An 18,791-nucleotide genomic window follows, 5' to 3' on the forward strand; every position below is an offset into this window, starting at 1 on the left:
TCTATTTCACAAAGACTCCGATGTATTTTCCTTCATATTCTACCACTGTGGTTTCGATATTGTTCTTTTCACAAAAGTCCTGGTATGCAGAATTGTCACCAATGTCATCACTGATGAATACTCCACCAGGCTTTAATCTGTCATAAACCTCATTATAAGCCCACATTCTACCATTATAGCTTTTATCAGAATCATAGTGAAACACATCGAACGAAGAACTTTCAGCGAAAATTTTAGGTAAAGATTCTTTATCGGCAAATCGGAATAATTTCCAGTATTTTTTAAGATGATCAGGAACAATGCAACCTACAAATTGATCACCATCCTGTGCAAGATACGGCATATCTGAGCTATACAATGTTCCGTGTCTCTTTGCTAAAGAAAGCAGAGCTGCCAGAGAAGACCAGCCGTAAGCCACTCCTGTTTCAAGAACACGTTCCGCTTTGGTAAATTCACAGGCATAATAAATAAGTTCCAGCGCACCCGGACCGCCCATTTTTATAGGACATTCTTTTTCTTTTCGGTCTGCTTCCTGTAAGATTTCAGCAAACTGACTTCTGAAATCATCAATATTCATAGAGAAAAGTCCAGAAACGGCTTCTTTCTGAGAAACAGCTACCGATGCAGCCCAGGAATTCGTCTTTTCCTTTCCTTTGAATGCACTTCCTCGGTTTACTGTATTCTTAATGATTTTTCTTCCCAGCTCGGGATAGAGATCAGGCCTTTTAAGATAAGCTACAAATGTTTTGAGAACTCTCGATATTTCAGTCATTGTGTTAAATTTAAAAACAAAAATATATATTTTTTTTAATTACACAAAACTATTATATTTGTAATGCAAATATGATGAAAAATTTACACCGATGGCTTTCAATATTTTCGAGAAAATCCAAAGAAGAAATCAAATTTCTCTTCTTAAAAAACATAAAAAAGTATCCTTTAAAGATATTAAACTAGGGAATTACAACCATTTCATCATTGACCCGGATATTCAAATCCTGAAAATAGACCATGCTGCATCTTTAAGAAATTTCATTCATATTTTTGTCGGTAAAAAGGCATCGCTTGAGATTGGAAAAAACTTTTTTATGAATAATTTCTGCTCCATCAATTGCCTTGAAAGCATAAGCATAGGTGATAATACCTTATTCGGGGAAAATGTAAAACTCTATGACCATAATCATCACTACGAAACCACACCGGAGTTTAAAATTCATCCTAATCAATTTAATACAGAACCGATAACGATAGGCAATAACTGCTGGCTGGGAAGCAACGTAACTGTTCTTAAAGGAGTTAGCATAGGAGACAACTGCATTATAGGCGCAGGATGTGTGATTTATAAGGATGTTCCATCGAACACCATCCTCATGAATTGCCAGGAATTGATAAGCAAACGCTCTATCTGAATTATTAAATTTCATAATCATAAACACAAACAATGAAATTTTCGATACTTATTGCCAATTATAATAACGGTAAATACTTTAAAGACTGTTTTCAATCTCTTCTGTCTCAAAAATATCAGAATTGGGAAGCTATTATTCTTGATGATGATTCCACTGATGATTCTGTAGAGATTATTAAGAAAATAGTGGAAAATGACGAGCGGTTCAGAATTTATCATAATGAAACCAACAGTGGCGTCGGAGTTACCAAAAACAAACTGATAGAACTGGCGAAAGGAGAGATCTGTGGATTTGTGGATCCAGATGACGCTATCCTGTCGACGGCAATATCTTCAAGTATAGAAATTTACCAAAAGAAACCGGATGTGGTACTTACCTATTCCCTTTTTACAAAATGTGATGAAAATCTCAAACCTCAGGAAGTTTTCAACGGCGGAAAACAGATCATCAATCAATCTCCTTATTTTTTTAACAGCCCTATTGAAATCGCTCATTTTGTGACGTTTAAAAAAAATATTTACAACCAGACGGAAAAAATGGATACCTCTATGAAAATTGCCGAAGATCAGGATCTCTATCTGAAAATGTATGAAAAAGGAAAAGTGTATTTTATTAATGAACCGAATTATCTCTACCGAATGCACTCTGGCGGAATTTCTCAGAATGAAAATAAACAGAAATCAAGAGAATATTTTGCTAAAGTGATTCTCAATGCGATGAAACGGAGAAATTTAAAAAATATTAATGGCAGACCTGTTCCGGAACAATTCAGACATGCTGATGAAATCTATACTCTCCTCGAATACCAGAATACATTGATTTCAAAAATAAAGAGAAAGATAATCATCGTTATTCAGCAAATTTTTAATTAATGATTAAAAAAGATAAAATAAAAGTTCTGTTCAGACATCGCTCTATGGAAATGGGCGGTGTGGAAAAGGTGGTTTTGAGCATGCTTAACAACCTCAACAGGGAAAAATTTGAGCTTACAATATGCCTTAATATCAATCAGGGTGAGCTGCGGAACGAATTTCCTTCCCACGTCAGGAAAGTATATATAGCAGAAGGTAAGGAAGATCTTTCAAAAAATCCACTGATCCAAAGATTACAGTTGGCAATACGATGGATAAAACTTAATAAAGCCCGAAAAGATCCCTCTATTGCAGACCGTATTCTTCAGGACCAATTTAATGTGGAAATTGCAACAACGTATTCAGTTTACGAAACAGTCCTTAATTCCAGCAATAAAAACTCAAAAAAAATTGCGTGGCTGCATTCTGATCTTACCCTTCCCTCTTTTAATCCTTACCGTGACAATATTTTCAACAGTATAAAGCAGTTTGATTATATCATCTATGGCTCCCAGCAGTGCAAAGATGTTTTGAAAGAAAAGTATCCCGATGTACAATTTCCTCCCGGAAAAGTGATTCTCAATGCAATACCTATTGAAGAGATTAAGGAAAAAGCGCTGGCTTTCAAACCTGAATTTGAAAATATACCTACATTCGTTTCAGTGGGACGACTGGATATAAGAAAAGGATACAGAACTCTTCTGGAAGCACACCAAAAACTTCTGGCAGACGGATATGCTCATCATATTTACGTGATCGGAAATGGTGAAGACTATGACTTTCTCTCCAAGAGAATTGATGAACTGGGAGTAAAAAAAACTTTCAGACTTCTAGGTACACTGATTAATCCTTATCCGTTTGTAAAAAATGCTGATTTCTACATTATGCCTTCTGAAAGTGAAGGCTGGCCATTAATTATTGCGGAAACCCTGATTCTGCAGAAACCGATCGTAGCAACAGCAGTGGGCGGTGTTCCTGAAATGATCGATCATAAGATGACCGGATATCTCACCGAATATTCCCAGGAAGGTCTTTATTATGGGATTAAAGAGTTCCTGACGAATAAAAATCTGGTTGAAAATATTCAAATGAATCTGGCAGATATTGAGGATGAATTCGACAATAAAAAGATTTTTGATGCTGTTGAAGAAATCATCGAAGAACTGGCTCGAAAACAGGAATGATAAATAAAGGAATTCAAAATACAATGATGAAAAAGAAAAAAATCCTTATCCGAATCGGTTCATTGCGCCATGGTGGTGCGGAAAAAGCACTGATCAACTTTTTGAAAAATATTCCTTCAGACAAATATGAGATTGATCTTTTAGTCAACCTTTATTCGGGACAGTATATTCAGGATGTTCCGGCATGGATTAATCTGTGCTATCTCATCAAAGGTGATATGATCACGACTAACAGAATACAGGATATCCCTATAAAAGCTTTCAGAGTGCTATACCAGAAAATATTGCTGATGTTTCCGTCCATTCTTTATAAAACCATTTTAGCAGGCAAACAATATGACGTTGAAATAGGAGCTATTCACGCAATATATAAAGACATCCTTTCAAGTCCCCAGAAAAATTCAAAAAAGATCATATGGGTACAAAACGATATTTTTAGTTTAAAAGAATATACTCCTGATATCATCCGTAAATTCTTCAGATTTGATAAGATACTGGTAATTTCCAATAAGCTGGAAGAAGAAATACTAAAGCTTGCATCCAATGAAAAAGAAAGGAATTCAGTTATTAAGATCTTCAATCCGATTGATAAAAATGACACTTTGCAGAAAGCGAATGCTTTTATCGATGATATGCCATTTAAAGCTTCCGGACTTCCGCTTTTTGTTTCAGTAGGTACCGTTTACCCACAGAAAGGGTATGACAGGCTTCTGAATGTTCACAGGAAATTATGGGACGAGGGACTTCATCACAATCTCATTATTATTGGTGACGGATATGATTTTGAAAAAATCTACAGCCTTCTCGACAATTTACAGATTTCCCAAAGCGTAAAGATGCTGGGCTACCGCAGCAATCCTTATCCTTATCTGCAGCAATCGGATTTTTACATCATGTCTTCACGACACGAAGGTTTTCCTACCATCATTGCAGAAGCACTCATATTGGAAAAACCTGTTTGCGCAACCGATATTTCAGGCATAAAAGATCTTTTGCAGAATGGAAAGCTGGGCATCATAACACCCAATTCGGAAGAGGGGATTTATGAGGGAATGAAAAAAATCATGACAGAAAAACACCTTTCGGAAAAGTATAAGTCAGCGATACAAAATGCTGAGCTTCCGTTTGTTCTTGAGAAATCGGTACAGCATCTTCAGGAAATCATTGATCACATTTAAATAATCGGTTATGCCACACTCTATCATCCAAAAAGATTTTTACCGTGAAAGCGGAAAATGGCTTTCCGGCATACAGATCATTACAAAATGTATTAATCCGAATCTGCACTTTATTTATCTGCTGAGAAAAGCACAGAAATACAGTAAAACACCGTTGATCGGTATATTTTGGAGATTAATTTTAAGACATTACCAGATCAAATATGGTTACCAGATCTATCCCGAAACAGAAATCGGAGAAGGTTTCTATATCGGGCATTGGGGCGCATTGGTCATCAATCCGAAGGTGAAGATCGGTAAGAACTGCAATATCGCGCAGGGCGTAACGATCGGTCAGCAGAACCGGGGAAAAAATGCGGGTTTCCCGTTAATTGGTGATGAGGTCTGGATCGGCACCAATGCGGTGATCGTAGGAGGAATTACCATCGGTCACAATGTTTTGATTGCCCCGAACGCTTATGTTAATTTTGATATTCCGCCGCATTCTGTTGTTATGGGAAATCCTGGCACCATTTATCCTTCAGAAACAGCCATACAAGGATATATTAATAACAAAATCTGAAAATTAATCTTATAATTTTAATATTGATTTTTTAGGAATTGTTCGTAATTTTATCGAAATACACCATTTGTGTATATTTTGCCAATTGCAATTAGCCGAAAAATAAGATATAAAGCATGATTTTAAGCATATTTTAATATTAAATTTTGTTAAATGTATTTGCTTTTTCATCAAATATTCTATTTTTGTAGTGTTATTGATTTAGTCTATTGATTTTAAAAATAATTTACACGAAATAAATAATTATAAATAGTTAAATTATGTCACAATCGTACGAAGTTATTTTTGAAAACAACAGAAAATGGGTAGAATCCAAATTGGAAAACAACCCGGATTTCTTTCACGATCTGGCTAAAGCCCAGAATCCTGATTACCTGTACATTGGATGTTCAGACAGCAGGGCAACCGCGGAAGAGTTGATGGGAGCAAAGCCCGGTGAAGTTTTTGTTCACAGAAATATAGCCAATATCGTCAATACTTTGGATATGAGTTCCACAGCCGTTATTCAATATGCCGTAGAACATCTGAAAGTAAAGCACATTATTGTCTGTGGCCATTACAACTGCGGCGGTGTAAAAGCAGCGATGACGCCCGAAGATCTCGGATTGCTGAATCCATGGCTGAGAAACATCCGCGACGTTTACAGACTTCATCAAAGCGAGCTGGATTCTATCGAAGATGAAGGCAAACGTTATGACAGGCTTGTAGAACTTAATGTTCAGGAGCAGTGCATCAACGTTGTAAAAATGGCCTGTGTACAGGAAAGATACATCTTAGAAGAGTATCCTGTGGTTCATGGGTGGGTATTTGACCTCAGAACAGGTAAGATCATTGATCTGGAAATTGATTTTGAAAAAATCCTCAAAGACATCCAGAAGATCTATAACCTTACAAGTTCTGACTGGGTCATGAGCAGAAAGACCAAATAGTTTTTCTAAAAAAGAATGTGAAATGAAACTCTGGAGTATTATTACATTACTGTTTTTTCTGAACTTCACGGCTTTACCGGGTATTGCCTCGGTTTTCGGCTGGGATCTCACAAGAACAAATGTCGTGATCAGTGAAGAAGAGCCACATTCTCATCCATCATCTTTTATTGTTTACGAAAAGACACTTCCAAAACCTCTGGATGTATTCGATTATCTTAAATTTTTCGAAACCTCCCTGGAAGAAAGATCTTTTGTGCTGGTAGATGATTCCTTTCATCTGTCACCTTTACTCACCATATTTTCTCCGCCTCCGGAAGCTTAATTATTATAATCAGAATTTTTAATGCCTATTCATATCATTTTTGATATCGGATACCCATGTACTATTATAAAATTAAATTTCCAATCTTATGCAATTGATTTATTGAAGCAAAAATAAATCAGTTCTATTCACAGCAGTTTGATATCATGAAAAAAACATCATTAATAGGAGGAATAAAGGAGAATTTCCCTTCAGGACTCGTCGTATTTTTAGTAGCGCTTCCCCTTTGTCTGGGGATTGCACTGGCATCAGGAGCCCCACCCTTATCCGGAATTATCGCGGGTATCGTGGGAGGTCTTGTGATAGGTTCAATAAGTAACTCCAACATCTCGGTATCGGGACCGGCGGCAGGATTAACAGCCATCGTTCTGACTGCCATCACAGATCTCGGTGCATTTAATATTTTTCTGTGCGCAGGAATTATTGCGGGAGTTATTCAGTTGGTCTTAGGATTTGTAAGAGCAGGAAGTATTTCCAATTATTTTCCCAATAATGTTATTGAGGGAATGCTTGCCGCTATCGGGATCATTATTATTTTAAAGCAGATTCCTCATGCTCTGGGATTTGATAAAGACTATGAAGGTCATCAGTCGATCTTCGATAACGGGCTGAACTTCGGCTATTTTTCCGAACTGTTCGGAGCCGTGCATCCGGGAGCGATTGTTGTGACGCTTGTTTCCGTAGGAATATTAATCATCTGGGATAAAGTTCATGTTTTAAGAAGAATAAAAATGCTTCCGGGCGCTCTTGTAGCTGTGGTCGCAGGAATTATCCTGAATGAACTTTTTAAAATAACAGGAAGCTCGCTGGCCATACAGACCCAGCATCTGGTGTCTCTTCCGGTTCCGCAGTCTCTGGATGATTTCAAGAATCTTATCACCCTTCCGGACTTTACAGGCTTTACCAATCCGAAAGTATGGGTTGCCGGTGCGACCATTGCCATCGTAGCTTCTATTGAGACCCTTCTTTGTATTGAAGCATCAGACAGGCTCGATCAGCAGAGAAGAATTACGGATACTAACCTTGAGCTTAAAGCACAGGGAATCGGAAACCTGGTAAGCTCATTTATCGGTGGGCTTCCAATGACTTCAGTGGTTGTACGAAGCTCTGCCAATGCCAATGCGGGAGCAACCTCGAAATTATCGGCGATTATTCATGGAGTCCTTTTATTACTATGTGTTTTGTCTATTCCCGTTGTATTAAATCTTATTCCTCTGGCAACTTTGGCAGCAGTATTGATCTTAGTCGGATACAAGCTGGCCAAGCCGGCGACCTTCAAGCATTTCTGGCATCTGGGCAAATTTCAGTTCATTCCGTTCGTGGCAACAGTTATTGCTGTTGTGGCAACAGATTTATTGAAGGGAGTAGGAATCGGACTTGCCATTTCCATTTTCTATATTCTGCAGGGAAATATGAAAAGAGCGTATTATCTCAGCAGAGAGAAACTGAATGACGCAGACGGAATTACTATCAGACTGGCTGAGGAAGTTTCATTCCTGAACAAAGCTGCGATTAAAAAAACATTGAAGAATATAAAACCGAACTCTACCGTAATTATTGATGCCAGAGGAACCTCCTATATCACGACCGATGTCTTAGAGATGATTCAGGATTTCGCCAATATAAGGGCCAAAGAAGAAGACATCAATGTAGAATTGTTAGGGTTCAAAACATCATACAGAGACTATGAAAGAGACGAAGATTCTCATATCGTAGTCACCCATAAAAGAGCCATGTAGGCTTATTGTTTAATAATTTTTTAACTTTAAAAATATAAATAGATTATATATATGAAAGCACATACTCACGAAACTCAATCCTCCATTACTCCTGAAAGAGCATTAGAATTTCTGAAGGAAGGAAACCAGAGATTTGTCAATAATCTGAAAGCCAACAGAGATCTTCTGGAGCAGGTAAATGCTACCCGCGAAGGACAATGGCCATTCGCCGTGATCCTGAGCTGCATAGACAGCCGTACTTCTGCCGAGCTTATTTTCGATCAGGGGCTGGGAGATGTTTTCAGCATCAGAATTGCCGGAAATTTTGTGAATCAGGACATCCTGGGTTCTATGGAATTCGGATGTAATGTAGCCGGTTCCAAGCTGGTAGTTGTATTGGGACATACCAAATGTGGTGCATTAAAAGGCGGTCTTGATGCCGCAAAAATCGAAGGACTGGGAATGGATAACCTGAACCATCTTATCAATCATTTCGACCCAATCATCAAAGAAGTGATGGAAGATGGAGAAGAGCGTTCTTCAGCAAACAGTTCACTTTTAGAAAGACTGAATCATCAGAATGTAAAAAGTGCGATTGAAGATATCCGTAAACAAAGCTCAACACTCAGAAAGCTTGAGCAGGACGGTAAAATTAAAATCGTAGGCGCCAATTATGATGTGGAAACCGGAGTTGTAAGCTGGTTGTAACATTACCCCTTCTGTCTAGGAACAGAACGCAGAACAATTAAAATAGGTTATAGTTAGATAAATTGGAAATTACTTTCTTAAAAGTACATCAGAGAGACCATCGCTTGCGGTGGTCTTTTTGTATGAAATCACCAACACTCTTATGTGATATTCATTATTAACATCACACTGCCATTCTGAACACAGCGAAGCGAAGTGAAGAATCTCTCTGTATTTACTAGCGCAACGTTCGCAAGAGGCATTTACCGTAAGCATATTCTTTCGAGCGCAAAGGTACTTCGGCAGGCTCAGCATAAACTCTAACACTCAGCAAATGATAGCAACTCTTAAAAAAGTCTTTGTGGCTTCGGCTCCGCTCAGTCACCAAGACCCTCCCACTCTACAACTCTCCGACTCTCAAACCTTCCCACTCTAAAAATCTCAATCCTTACACTCAGTATCAATGGTGGCTGAGGCGACTCGAAGCCACCAGTCCTTCCAGTGTACGCGGGCCTTCGAGACCCTCAGGCCCCGCCAGTCGACTACTTTTCGTCGTTCCATAGAAAATTCCATATTCATATACTCTAAAACACTCCAATTCTCCGACTCCAAAAACTCTCCCACAAAAAAACTCCGCCGGGAAATCTTTCCCAAACCGGAGTGCATTCATACTATTAAAACTATCCTGTAAAAAGAGTCGCTTTCCGAGAGATGTTCTCATCGGCCGATGAGAACACCTTATCACGCTCGAGATAACCTCCTTATCCCGCCCGATGAGAGATCCTTGCGTCGGGCGACGAAAGCGTCTCTCGGAAAATAGAGACCGGCTGTTTACGCTACCGTCAATATTTTATCGAGGGTAGCGATTCTCGCATCCTTCAGTAAAGTACCGCCTCCATATTGTGTCACCACTTCCAGATGATACGTTCCCGTGGGTAATAGTATTCATTTCATTACTACAGAACTCACGTACTAAGGAAACGCCATACCGCGAGCGAAGGAGACACTTTCCTCGGACCCAAGGACAAGGTTGTTGACGGGCAATATCCTTAAAACGTTATCTTAGAGATACGCTTTGATTTTGTGTAATATTGACATTGTAGTTGTTTTGATTATTGTTTGTTTAAACCTTCAAGGTATCGGAAACCTTGAAGGTTTAGTTGTTAGTTAAAATACTATCTTACCCATGTAGATGCCCATGGATCTCCATTATTAGCAGACCCTCTGTTGCTTAATTGATCTGACATAAACCAGTGAACCCCATTAGGATTACCGCAGTCATGATACATTATTGGCCATCCATCGACAGTAGTACCGGTGCAAGTAGATCCATACCATATCCATGTACCTATAGGAGCAATTGTTGTATTATTGCTAAAATCTTCTGGCGCCCCCGATCTGTGCCAGGTTCCAAGTCCTAGCAACGTAGTATCTGAACTTCTTAAAGCAAGGATAGCCGGACCTCCGCTCTGAGAGGTTATTTTATTGGCATAGCTTGAAGAAGAATTTCCAGCTCTTAACTGAACCTGTGTACTAACATTGGCAATCTGCTGTACAACTGTACGAGATAGGTAGCCACTGCTGTTAGGACTTGTCATTTCAGTCTTCTGAGTTGGCGCCGAAAGACTTGATCCATTAACGGAAATAAGCATCCATCCTCCACCATTGGTATTCATATCGCAGTATGCCCTCATTGGCGAATAGGTCGTTCCCGCCTGATCAATATCCACATAGTAAATACCATCCACTGCTGTTAGCCCTTTATCCTTAATTTCTTTACAAGTAGCACAAGGTCCCAAATAGATGGTACATCCTCCCGCTGTTGTAAAGCTTATTGAACCATTACTTGTGCCGGTGTAGGTTCCCGATAAAGTATAAGTTAAATTTCCGCTGGTACTATAGTTTCCTGCTGGAAGGGTTAAGGTTAGTCCACTTTGGGTAATGGTTTCACCTGTGTAAGCACATGAGCTTCCTCCAGCAGTATATGGTAATGTATAATTACCGGAATAAGCTGTTCCGTTCATCAGTCCATTAAGTCTGTATTCCGGTAATACGCTTACCCATGATCCTGCACTACAGGTAAAGGTAGGCATCACAGTAGATGTTCTAATCGAACTCAGTGTAAGTTTGCTCCATGTCGCCGTAAGTGTTCCGCAGGCAGCCGCAGTTCCTGATAAAGTATAAGTTACCGTCACACTCGCTCCTGCAATCAAAGTACTGGAAGCTGTACTCACTGAAGCCACCGAAAGGCCGGTAACGCCTGAGAGAGCTAAATCTGATGTACTGAAAGCAATCGTAGCGGTACTGAAAGAATTATTGGTCAGGGTAACGGTGAATGTATTGGAAGCGGTCATTGCAGTTCCTGCCTTATACGTTCCGTTAAGAGCGGATGATGTCACGATCACAGCCGGTACGGAAGAATTAGACAGCTTCTGCCATACGCTTCCGTCAAAATAATAGTATCCTTCGGCAGTAATATTGGCAGTTTTGGTACTTGGAGAGGCAACCGCTGAAAGGGCATAAATGATTGCTCCTTTGAGATCAGGAGTATATTTTGTGTCAGCAATTTTGATCTTATCACCTTCTAATTGAGGAATGATCAATCCTTCTGCTCTACTGCCGTCTGTCGTTTTTCCGGTAATATCGAGGGTCACTTTTGGGGAAGTATTATTAATCCCCACTTGAGCATTGAGGGCTAAACTGAAGAGCAGAATAGCCATTGTAATTAAATGTTTCATTGGTTTGTATTTATGTTTGTTTATGTTATGATGACTTAGTCAGCGTTTATTTGAACACTAAGTACACTAAGTTTTTTTATTATATGCTTTTTAGTTTCACAAAGGCGTTTCACTTATAGGAGCTCACGCTTGGTAAACACGAATGACACTAATGGGTTTCACTAATTTCACGAATGTTGGTTGCCTTGCTGCCTATTTGTGCTAAAATAGTAGTGTTATTTGTGCAAGACCATTAGTGCTATTTGTGTTTAGATCACGCTGCCGGTTGAGCACTAAGTGCACTAAGATTTTTTTATCTATGATGTGTTTTTAAGTTTCACAAAGGCGTTGCACTTATAAGAGCTCGCAGAGTTTATCGCCACTTCGAGTAGATTTTGAAAAAATCATATCGAGAAGTTTGTGAGTTTGAGAATAATTTCATTCCCGATACATTTTTTCTTCACCTTGTTACGAAAAAACACTCGAATTGACGAAACACGAATGGCACTAATGGTTGAACACTCAATTCACAAATGTTAAGTGGAATTCTTTGCTGAGATCCCTACGGGATGACAAATAGAGTGGATAATCTCCTTTGCTAAAGCATTTGTTTTTATTGGCGTTCAACAATTTGTGTCATTTGTGATAAAACATTAGTGTTATCCGTGTTTAAAATTGGGCGGAGGACGCCCGAAATGATTGATCATAATATGTTTTAGCTGGAAAGGATAAGGAATGATATAAATACATTTTTCTTTATCCCTTCTTGCGCTTGTTAATAGAAAAAAGGAAGATGGTATTGTTTTATGCTGAAGTTTTACCGGAGAAGGATTTCCGATAATAGCTGTAACTGAAGAATTGAAAAGGAGTCCAAGACTGTGTTTGCCTGTTGGACAGCTTTTATAACACAAATTATCCGCTGGACTACTTGTGGACTTCTTATGAGAAACTGTGGAACAAGATGTTTTGATCAAAACCCCGGACCACTTCTTAAAAGATGCTTTTCTCAGATTTTGACTGGAAATATATACTGGAGATTCTGCATAGAGATAGGAGTCTTCGGATACAAAGACTACAGAATCAGAGGATACAAAGATTTGAGCGCTCAACAATGATGATACCAAGACCACCAAAAAGCACAACAATACCACGCAAAAGCGTTTGAGGGAGAGGGGTTTAGAGGGAATCATTTGTAGTCTCATGTTTTGTAAGAAAGTAGTCTATCGTAGACTACTTTTTTACATACAAGGCTCACCACTGCAAAACTTCTTAAAAACAGGTGTAAAATGAGGTGTAAAATTGCGCCTGTTTTGCTACAAATTTTTCTTTAAGACTTTATGATGAACAAAACTAAGAAATTAGAAAACAATTTGTTATGTTTGGAAGTAAAAAGAATTTGTTTACATTTGTAGCTGAGAAAAGTAGTCTACGATAGACTACTTTTTTTCTGTTATTGCTGGTCAAAGAGAATGGGTTTAGGTGTCTTCCAAAAGCTTTGAAACATGATTTCTGAGAATGAGGGACCATCTTGCGTATAACCTTTCGATCCGTTTTTTCTCCATTTCATTACAAAAAAACCTACTCGAAATGACATAAAAATCCGATTAATTAAATATAATTTTGTCATAGACACTAAGTCATTTTAAAAATACCTACTTTTGATTAAATATCACATATTCACTATGAATATCAATTTCAATATACTATCTATCGTATTCTTATTATGCTTCGGAGCTGCAGAAGCTCAGGAGATTTCCGGTAAAAAAGTTATCTCTGATACACTTGCTTATGCCAAGAAATTTGAAACTAATAAAGAAAAATACATTGGTAAACCTTTTTCCCTTTTATTAAAGGATATGGCTCAGATGCAGCCCAGGAAAGCAAAGTCGGATATCCGGGAAGACAGAGACAATCCGCTTCCAAGTACGGTATTTACCTTTTCAGATAAAGATATTAATGCCGGAAAGGAGGTTACCATGGCTATCAAATGGAGAGCCGATGCTGTTCCGACGACTCCTTTAGAGTTTTTTGAGCAGGAACACAATTACCGTTTTACGGTGAGCGAAAAGAACTTTCTTGAGAAGAAGATCATAAAAGATATTACAGTTTACAAACCGTAGAGCAATTAATCTTTCCCGGCTGATATGATTATTTTCCGTTAAATGCAGACATGGTATTGTTAATCCCCGCAAATACAAAGGACAGGGAAGCTTTTGTAAACTTTTCAATTCTCTCCGGCAGTGCGGCATTTTCTTCTTCGTTCCATGTTCCCAGAACATAGTCTACCTGTCTACCTTCCGAAAAATCTGCAGAGATTCCGAAGCGCAGGCGTGCATAATTTTGGGTCTGAAGTACTTCATTGATATTTTTCAATCCGTTGTGTCCGGCATCAGATCCTTTCGCTTTCATCCTGAGAGTTCCGAAAGGCAGTACCAGGTCATCTGTTATAATCAATACATTTTCCAAAGGGATATTCTCTTTCTGCATCCAGTATTTTACGGCGTTTCCTGAGAGATTCATATAGGTATCCGGTTTTAATACCAATACTCTTCTCCCTTTGTACTTTCCGTCTGCCATCCACCCGAAATTGGTGGTATTGAAAGGAACCTCCAGAGTTTCTGCAATTTTATCTGCTACTTTAAAGCCTATATTATGGCGTGTATTTTCGTATTCGGAGCCTTTGTTTCCCAGCCCAACTATTAAATATTTCATCGAGAAATTTTTTGCAAAATTAAGGTATTAAAACAAAAAACTCAATCTAAGGAAAGATTGAGCTTAATAATATTTTTAAGATTAGTCTTACAACGGCTTGTAAATATAATTTACGCTAAACCCTTTTCTCATATAGGTCTGAGCATCATAATTATAGTTTGTTGAGTGGAGAAGAGGGTTTGGAATAGGAACCGAAAGGTCTGTGACCGAATATCTTTCAGGATTATTAGGAGACAGCATCATACTTTTCTCATCACCGTACCTTGTAGATAAAATAAAGGATATTTTATAAGCAAAAGGCAATAGTGTATAGGGATTGATGTGAGCATCATAATTGGTGTACTCATAACCAAGCTTCTCGGTAGCTGTTCCGAATGCACCGCCCGGCATGATAGGCCCGTAGCTTCTAACAACCTTAGATACATTGTCTCCTGAATATTCATATGTTGTTTCGGAATAGTCGGTAAAGCTAAATATAGCCCCAGGAACTTCGTCTCCTGTCATCATTGTAATCTTGCTCAGCTTTCCGGTCGTTGAACTGTAAACCAGTTTATAAAGTTTTTGCGTTTTTGTAAGAAGCACCCATGGTCCTGCAGGAGTTGTAGGAGGTATAGCAGCTGTTCTATTGTACACAGAGCGTTTTTCAGAAATAGATTCTAATCTGGAAGTCCCATCATAAGTAAACTGCTGTTCGTAGGAAGTACTGTCTAAATCCAGTGTTCCGTTATTATCGGAATCCAGAAAACCTTTGAATGTAATTCTGCTTATTTTATCGCCACTATATTGTACGTCTCTCACGGAAGCTCCTCTTGTCGTTACTTTTGACATTTGAAGCCCATTGTAATAGTACGTAGCTAATGTATCCGAATCTGTAATTTCTCTGTAAAGAGCGCGTTTACCGTTCAGCCCGGTATTGGTGTTGGTATCGAGCAGCGGATTTCCGTCTTCATCTGCTAAGTCTTTGCAAGAATGAACTGCAGAAACACTTACTAAAAGTAAAACAAAATAAAAAAGTCGTTTCATTCCGATATGGGATTATTTATTTTTCCACAAATATAATTTTTTTTTGAATAAAAATCATCTTTTTATTGCTTTTAGGGCAAAACTATTAAACATAATTTATACCTATAACGGTTTATATACATATTTAATTGCCTGACCCTGGTCTGAAACGGGATAATTTTGAGTATCATACAAATAACCTTTCGGCACACTGACTGGCGGGCCTGCAGGGTTGATTAAAGTGATTTTTCCGGGATTATTGGATGATAACCAACTAAAATTAACAGTAAATAATGTCCCTGTCACGATGAAGTATTCTTTGGGTAATGTTTTGTAAGGATTTATTTTTGAATCATAATTATCATACGCATAAGACATTGTCGTTGCTGTGGAAGTATCAGGATTTCCTCCGCTCATCAGCATGGTGGTGTGATCCAGCTTTGCAACGTTATTTGCAGCAAATGTAAATTTGTATTCCATATAATGGGTGTAGTTCGTAGTACTTCCCAGTTTCTTTTTTTCCACAATTCTGTACAGCTGCCCGTTGGCATCGTAATATACTGTGAAATCACTGTGGTTCGTGATCGACATGGCGGTCTGATCCATCGTTATTCCGGACAGCTTCCCGGAATCGTAAGTTAGGGTATAAAGATTATCTATAACATGCGGATTAACATTATCCTGATATTTTATTTTTGAAATTTTATCACCCGCATAGGTTACAGTGGCGGTAATGGTGTTGCTGCTTGCTACATCTCTGAGAAAAGCCTGAGAGAGAAGACCTGAGTTGGTAATATATTCTTCAATATTCAAATTTCCGCTGGTGATTTTACTTAAAATCCTTGGCCCTGTAATGGTTGCCCCTGTTGAACTGTTATTATTGTTATTCTGGTTAGGCGGATCTTCTGTTGTATTGTCGCAGGAAACAGCAAAGCTCAGCGCTATAGCAGCAAGAGATGAAAGGATGTACTTTTTAAACATAAGTTATTAATTTTTAACGTCCAAATATATTGATTTTCTGCGATCAGGGAATTAAATTTTAGTGTAACCGATAATCATTGATAAGACTGCAGTACGGAGGTAGTAAGGACAGACTGTGACATTGTCGCATTGAGATAAGGATTGTTATCAGTAGCTGGTGTACCTATGCCTAATGTTCCGCCGTTCAACGTTCTTTTTATGCACGCTGCTTTTACCGAATAGTTATTTTTCGGAGGAATATTAGTAAGTGTTGCATTCAGGTTAAAGATTTTATAAGATCCCTCCGGCCCCAATAAAACATCTGTTCTTACAGCTTTTAGCTTATTATCTAAGTAAATACCGCAGGCAAATCCTGATGAAGAATTTCCATTCCCCATTTTCTGTGCAGTAGTCTGAAAGGTAAATACAATTTTGTTGACGGCATTACTTACTGAGAATGTATATTCTGTGTCATTCAATACCTTCCAATCCGGGGTAATTTCAGAATTTTCAGTATATGGGACTGAATTCCCATCTTCAGTGAATCTAACCCCATTCTGATCTGTGGCTGTATTAATGAAAAACACAGACATACTGCCTTGTCCGTCGGCAATTTTTATTTCTTTCCAGTCGTTTACCGGAAGGTCGGCATTGTTATGAAAAATTCTTCCGGCTACACCTGCATTCCCCTGTACTGTATTTGTACCTCCTGTTCTCAGTGAACTTCTAACGTTAAGATCACCGTTAATATCCAAAGCGCCTACGGGATTTGCTGTTTTAATACCAATTTGTGCATTGGTATATACAAAAAGTAGAAATAAAAGTATGATAAATATTCTTTGCATAATTTAATTTATGATTGTATTAAATACCTGAGGGATTTCATAAACATCAACTCTAAGGAATGATTGTGCAATAAAGCTATTTATATTACTGTACACATTGGTTCCTATACCAAGTGTTGCGCTGGTATTATAAGATTTTAGCCTTTTACAGCCTACACTTATAGTATGTGTCCCTTTAGAAAGGTTTTGAGCCATTCCGATCTGATTATGGGTGATAAATGTATTTGTTGCCGAGCTTGCCTTAATATTTCTGATTCTCATATTCGCCAGTTTATCATCAATAAAAATCCCACAGGCATAATCGATTGAGCTGTCGGGATTTGCATTAGCACCAAAAGTACCCTGAACTACCGTTTCAAACTGGAAATATACTTTACTCTGCTCACTGTATGCCTCAAACTGTTGCGACAATAATGCTATTTTTTTAAATGTATTCAACGAACTGAAATTGGTGTTCTTTACGAATAAAGAGGACAATGTGGATAATGCGGCAGCTGTAGCAGGTTCTTCATTAGAGTTGAAAGTAATCCCTACCATGTCTGAAAAGGAATTATTATAAATGAGAAAGAACTTATTCTGCTCATAATCCGGAATACGAAGACTTTTCCACGCAGGTGGATATCCCTCACCCTGGGAAACCAGTATCTGGTCGTTGGTTCCCCCGAAAATTGTATTATCGTTCGTATTTAATACCGATAATTTTCCTCTGAGGTTCATATCACCATTCACATCAAGGATAGCTTTTGGAGACGCTGTCTTTATACCTATCTGAGCAGATATTGTAAATCCTGAAACAATTGATAAAAGTAAAATTAATCTTCTCATGCAGTATTGATCGTGTTTAGTTAATAAGTGATGAATTCAATGATGTCCATTTTAAATTCAGATTCTAAAATAAATGGATTGGAAATATAGGGATCAGAAGTCTGGTTTGCTAAATTCCTCCCAATAGAGAATGCACTGCCAGTGTTTGAAGAGATTATCTTCCGGCAAGCAACCTCTATCTGATGAGTTCCTATAGCAACATCCTTCTCGGTATAATTAAGCGTAAATATATAGTCTTGAAGACCGTTTTTTCCTACATTATTGGTCGATGAAACTTTATCAGCCCGAACTGCTACCAGTTTTCCGTTTCTGAAAATTCCGCAGGCAAAAGTAACATTCTCAGAAATCGCTGGTGTTGGTGACCGCATTTCAACGCCTGTCTGGAACTGATAGGCAATCCTGTTATTACCATTTTTGATTTCAATGGCATTACTAAGGGCGCCTAATTTGACCCATAGACCTGTATTGGTATCATTAATATCATCTCCTACATTATTTTTATATACTGTCCCATTACTATCATTTGGAAAAGTAGTAATACCTACCTGATCTGAAAACAGATAAGAATTGGTAAGTTTGTATTGTCCTGCTTCCACCAAGGGTACATTCAAAGACTTCCATATGGGAGGCAAACCTTCTCCCTGCGAAACTAAAACCTGCCCGTTTAGTCCGGGATTCCCTACTTGTGTCGAAGTGCCACCTACTCTAAGCTCTTTTCTTAGTGTTGTTGCCCCATTCACATCTAGTGTGGCATTTGGCGCATCCGTTTTAATCCCCACTTGAGCGTTACCATGAATAGCAAAAATGAATCCTGCTACAATGTTATATATTTTTTTTTTCATAATAATGACTGCAAATGTAATCAAAATCACAATAAGTAAAAATAACTT

General features: G+C 38.3%; 19 protein-coding genes. 10 read left to right on the forward strand and 9 right to left on the reverse strand.

The window, feature by feature from the left end:
* Position 1: 1 nt before the first annotated feature.
* Entirely contained in the window at positions 2-772 is a 771-nt protein-coding gene (locus ACWNCI_RS13340; protein ID WP_449388668.1) for a class I SAM-dependent methyltransferase, read from the reverse strand.
* A gap of 91 nt (positions 773-863) precedes the next feature.
* Here ACWNCI_RS13340 and ACWNCI_RS13345 point away from each other — a divergent pair, with 91 nt between their 5' ends.
* The 9 genes from ACWNCI_RS13345 to ACWNCI_RS13385 all read left to right on the forward strand — a co-directional run bounded on the left by ACWNCI_RS13345 (position 864) and on the right by ACWNCI_RS13385 (position 8,861).
* The gene (locus ACWNCI_RS13345; RefSeq protein ID WP_449388669.1) at positions 864-1,409 is read left to right on the forward strand and encodes an acyltransferase; all 546 of its coding nucleotides are present in this window, start codon (positions 864-866) and stop codon (positions 1,407-1,409) included.
* Positions 1,410-1,441: 32 nt separating this feature from the next.
* Positions 1,442-2,281, forward strand: coding sequence for a glycosyltransferase family 2 protein (locus ACWNCI_RS13350; RefSeq protein ID WP_449388670.1), 840 nt, complete (start codon positions 1,442-1,444; stop codon positions 2,279-2,281).
* Entirely contained in the window at positions 2,281-3,444 is a 1,164-nt protein-coding gene (locus ACWNCI_RS13355; protein WP_449388671.1) for a glycosyltransferase, read from the forward strand. Before ACWNCI_RS13350 ends, ACWNCI_RS13355 begins: the two co-directional genes overlap by 1 nt.
* Positions 3,445-3,467: 23 nt before the next feature.
* Positions 3,468-4,622, forward strand: coding sequence for a glycosyltransferase (locus ACWNCI_RS13360; protein ID WP_449388672.1), 1,155 nt, complete (start codon positions 3,468-3,470; stop codon positions 4,620-4,622).
* Between the two features lie 10 nt (positions 4,623-4,632).
* Positions 4,633-5,184, forward strand: a complete 552-nt coding sequence (locus tag ACWNCI_RS13365) for a serine acetyltransferase (RefSeq protein ID WP_449388673.1) — start codon at positions 4,633-4,635, stop codon at positions 5,182-5,184.
* Positions 5,185-5,444: 260 nt separating this feature from the next.
* Positions 5,445-6,113, forward strand: a complete 669-nt coding sequence (locus ACWNCI_RS13370; RefSeq protein ID WP_449388674.1) for a carbonic anhydrase — start codon at positions 5,445-5,447, stop codon at positions 6,111-6,113.
* A gap of 22 nt (positions 6,114-6,135) precedes the next feature.
* Positions 6,136-6,435, forward strand: a complete 300-nt coding sequence (locus ACWNCI_RS13375) for a hypothetical protein (RefSeq protein WP_346983857.1) — start codon at positions 6,136-6,138, stop codon at positions 6,433-6,435.
* 146 nt (positions 6,436-6,581) lie between these two features.
* The gene (locus ACWNCI_RS13380; protein ID WP_449388675.1) at positions 6,582-8,174 is read left to right on the forward strand and encodes a SulP family inorganic anion transporter; all 1,593 of its coding nucleotides are present in this window, start codon (positions 6,582-6,584) and stop codon (positions 8,172-8,174) included.
* 51 nt (positions 8,175-8,225) lie between these two features.
* A complete protein-coding gene (locus tag ACWNCI_RS13385; protein WP_449388676.1) occupies positions 8,226-8,861 on the forward strand; it encodes a carbonic anhydrase family protein in 636 nt (211 codons plus the stop codon).
* A gap of 1,154 nt (positions 8,862-10,015) precedes the next feature.
* Here the strand turns inward: ACWNCI_RS13385 and ACWNCI_RS13390 are convergent.
* The gene (locus tag ACWNCI_RS13390) at positions 10,016-11,578 is read right to left on the reverse strand and encodes a fibrinogen-like YCDxxxxGGGW domain-containing protein (RefSeq protein ID WP_449388677.1); all 1,563 of its coding nucleotides are present in this window, start codon (positions 11,576-11,578) and stop codon (positions 10,016-10,018) included.
* A gap of 638 nt (positions 11,579-12,216) precedes the next feature.
* Positions 12,217-12,666, reverse strand: coding sequence for a hypothetical protein (locus ACWNCI_RS13395; protein WP_449388678.1), 450 nt, complete (start codon positions 12,664-12,666; stop codon positions 12,217-12,219).
* A gap of 573 nt (positions 12,667-13,239) precedes the next feature.
* On the opposite strand from ACWNCI_RS13395, the gene ACWNCI_RS13400 reads away from it, so the two are divergent.
* Positions 13,240-13,677 carry a hypothetical protein gene (locus ACWNCI_RS13400; protein ID WP_449388679.1) on the forward strand — a complete coding sequence of 146 codons (438 nt, stop codon included), beginning with the start codon at positions 13,240-13,242 and terminating at the stop codon, positions 13,675-13,677.
* A gap of 28 nt (positions 13,678-13,705) precedes the next feature.
* On the opposite strand, the gene pth is transcribed toward ACWNCI_RS13400, so the two are convergent.
* From pth to ACWNCI_RS13430, 6 genes are all read right to left on the reverse strand, one after another.
* Positions 13,706-14,269 carry an aminoacyl-tRNA hydrolase gene (gene pth, locus ACWNCI_RS13405; RefSeq protein ID WP_449388680.1) on the reverse strand — a complete coding sequence of 188 codons (564 nt, stop codon included), beginning with the start codon at positions 14,267-14,269 and terminating at the stop codon, positions 13,706-13,708.
* A gap of 87 nt (positions 14,270-14,356) precedes the next feature.
* Positions 14,357-15,292: a hypothetical protein gene (locus ACWNCI_RS13410; protein WP_449388681.1), complete on the reverse strand. Its 936-nt coding sequence runs from the start codon at positions 15,290-15,292 to the stop codon at positions 14,357-14,359.
* Positions 15,293-15,394: 102 nt separating this feature from the next.
* Entirely contained in the window at positions 15,395-16,252 is an 858-nt protein-coding gene (locus ACWNCI_RS13415; protein ID WP_449388682.1) for a hypothetical protein, read from the reverse strand.
* 74 nt (positions 16,253-16,326) lie between these two features.
* On the reverse strand, positions 16,327-17,076 hold the full coding sequence (locus tag ACWNCI_RS13420; RefSeq protein ID WP_449388683.1) for a hypothetical protein: 750 nt from the start codon (positions 17,074-17,076) through the stop codon (positions 16,327-16,329).
* Between the two features lie 3 nt (positions 17,077-17,079).
* The gene (locus ACWNCI_RS13425; protein WP_449388684.1) at positions 17,080-17,901 is read right to left on the reverse strand and encodes a hypothetical protein; all 822 of its coding nucleotides are present in this window, start codon (positions 17,899-17,901) and stop codon (positions 17,080-17,082) included.
* Positions 17,902-17,921: 20 nt separating this feature from the next.
* Complete coding sequence (locus ACWNCI_RS13430; RefSeq protein ID WP_449388685.1) at positions 17,922-18,743, reverse strand: hypothetical protein; 822 nt, start codon at positions 18,741-18,743, stop codon at positions 17,922-17,924.
* Positions 18,744-18,791 lie beyond the last annotated feature (48 nt).

This window comes from Chryseobacterium lineare (genome assembly GCF_977014045.1).